The following is a 2,739-nucleotide window of genomic DNA, read 5'->3' on the forward strand; positions in this document are numbered from 1 at the left end:
GTAGGCGCCGGGACGTGGCGCAACCAGGCGAACGCCGGGGTCGCCGGCACGCAGATGCCCGCCCACTTCATCGGTAAACTTGTTCCAGGCTTGATGCGAGTTCCAGCCCGGGGCCCAGGCGAATGGCACTTCCTTACGAGGCCGATCGAAACCGCTGTAGCCTTCCATTGAAAAGGTGAAGGGTGTATCCGGGTCTTGGGGGGTGCGCGGTTCGCTCACCGCAATGTTGGCACGAAGAGACGTCCGCCCACTGTAGCGATGCGGTGCCCGTGCCAGCTTAGTGCCCTCGACCCGATAATCCGCGCCGGGGGCGGCAGCGACGATGGTTGCCAGTGCCGGATAGTCCTGGGCACAGGCTTCAGTAGCCTCGTCCAGAGTAATGGTGCTGTCCTCGCCGCGAACGAGGCTAATACGCAGGGCGTGTAGCCAGCGCCAGCTTTCGTGAATGCGGGACTCCGGGCGCATATAGCGCGGATCAAAGACCTGGTAGAACCGCTGGGCCCGGCCTTCCAGATTGACCAGCGTGCCGTCGGCTTCCGCGAAACTGGCCGCGGGCAGACCCAGCCTGGCCCGCTGCCAGGTACGAGTCCGCTGATGATCCAGAACCACCAGCGTAGCGGCAGCATCCAAGGCCGCCTCAACGCGCGCATCCGGGAGTCGGGTGTACAGGTCGTTTTCCATTACTACGAGAGCGTCCGCGCGGCCTTCGACGAGCTCATCCAAGGCCCACTCCAGCGGATGACCGCCCAGCATGGTAAGGCCGGTACTGTTGGCTTCCCGGCGTATTAGCATAAAGCCAGCGCGCTTGGTGCGACGCGACAGCGCCCGGGCAATGCTGCCCGCAGCATCGAGCACCTGGGTGGATTCCAATGAGCCACCGGCGATCACCAGCGGTCTGTCCGCCGCCATCAACTGTTTGGCCACCGTCTGCGCCGCCGCTGCCAGAGTCGCATTGAGCCCCGCCACCGCTGGAGCGTTACCGTCAATAAAATGAGCAATGGCGAAACCTAAGCGGGCGATATCTGCAGGTGCCAGTTGCCAATTGTCGGCACTGATTCCGTCAAGTTCGGTGGCGTTGGGATAGGCGATGTACAGCGGGTGCCGGCTGTCTTGAGCCAAGGTCTTGACGGCTTCGGCGTTCCACGTCGGGATGCCGCGCTCCTCCGCCAAGGCGTCGCGTCGCGCCAGTACCGCCTGACGTACCGCTAGCGCCAGGCGCGCGGCGCTGTGCATCAGGTCCTCGCCCAGCACCAGCACCGCGTCGTGCGCTTCCACCTCGCGCAGCGTGGGAATCGGCAGGCCACAGGAGCCTTCCAGTTCCGCCATGCGCTCAAGGCAGGCCAGCTCTGCGGCGACGATACCGTTGGAGAAGTTGTCGCGTCCGACCAGCGCGATCAGTTGATGATTGCTTTCCAGGCTGGCCCGCGGCGAGCCGATGCCGATTACTCGCCGGGCGCTGCGCAGCAGGTCCGCACCACGGTCCAGCGCCGGGTCCACTTCCAGGATAACTACCTCATCGGCGCGATCGCTGCGCCATTCGGGCTGACGCGGCCGGTCGGCACGATTGACGTAGCCGTAGCCGAAACGCCCCCGGTCGCAGAGGAAGTAGCGATTGAGCTCACCGTTATAGCGGTTCTCGATGCGGCGAATCTCGCCGTAGCGCTCTCCCGGGCTGATATTGCAGCCCACCGCGCACTGATGGCAGACGCTGGGCGCGAACTGCATATCCCACTTGCGAACGTAGCGGTCCGAGTGGGTCTGGTCAGTGAACACGCCGGTGGGGCACACTTCGGTCAGGTTGCCGGCGAACGGACTTTCCAGAACACCTTCCTGGTGACGCCCGAAATACAGGTTGTTGTTCGAGCCGAAGACACCGAGATCAGTGCCGCCGGCGTAGTCGTTGTAGAAGCGCACGCAGCGATAGCAGTTGATGCAACGGTTCATCTCGTGGGCGATGAACGGCCCCAGGTACTGGTTGCGATGGGTGCGCTTGCCAAAGCGATAGCGGCGCCGGTCGTGGCCGGTCATCACCGTCACGTCTTGCAGATGGCAGTGGCCGCCTTCCGCGCAGACCGGGCAGTCGTGGGGGTGGTAGGTCATCAGCCATTCGATCACGTGGGCGCGAAACGCCCGGGCCTCGTCGTCGTCGATGGAGATCCGGGTGGCGTCGCTGGCCGGGGTCATGCAGGCCATCACCAGCGTGCCCTGAATATCGTCCTTGTCCTTGTACTGCTTGACCGCGCATTGACGACAGGCGCCGATGCTGTGCATGGCCGGGTGCCAGCAGAAGTAGGGAATGTCGAGCCCCAGGGACAGGCAGGCGTGCAGCAGGTTGTCCGACCCGTCGACCTGATAGGCCTTGCCGTCCACGTGAATCGTTGCCATCAGCTCACCCCCTCGAGCGTCGGATACGCGATACCGGCCTCGAACTCCGCCCGAAAGTGCCGGATCGCCGACTCCAGCGGCATCGCCGCCCCAGGGGCATGGGCACAGAAGGTCAGCCCTGGCCCCAGGTCTTGCGCGTGCTGCTCGAGGATATCGATATCGCCCGGCTTGCCCTCACCGCGCTCCAGCGCCTGGAGCAGTTTCACCGTCCAGGGCAGGCCGTCGCGACAAGGGGTGCACCAGCCGCAGGACTCCCGGGCGAAGAACTGCTCCAGGTTGCGCAACAGTGACAGCAGGCTCTGACGCTGGCTTAGCACCGCTATCAGTCCGGTGCCCAGGCGGCTGCCGTATTGA

Annotated in this window: 2 protein-coding genes; both read right to left on the bottom strand. The window is 64.5% G+C overall.

Going from position 1 to position 2,739, the window contains the following annotated elements:
• Positions 1 to 2,385, bottom strand: a 2,385-nt coding sequence (nuoG, locus tag ACESMD_RS00575) for an NADH-quinone oxidoreductase subunit NuoG (protein WP_372609356.1), incomplete at its 3' end; no start/stop codon positions are given.
• Positions 2,385 to 2,739 (bottom strand): NADH-ubiquinone oxidoreductase-F iron-sulfur binding region domain-containing protein (locus ACESMD_RS00580; protein WP_372609357.1); only part of this gene is annotated, 355 nt, incomplete at its 5' end. The genes ACESMD_RS00580 and nuoG, both read right to left, overlap by 1 nt.

This window comes from Halomonas sp. (assembly GCF_041689495.1).
Classification (GTDB): Bacteria; Pseudomonadota; Gammaproteobacteria; order Pseudomonadales; family Halomonadaceae; genus Halomonas.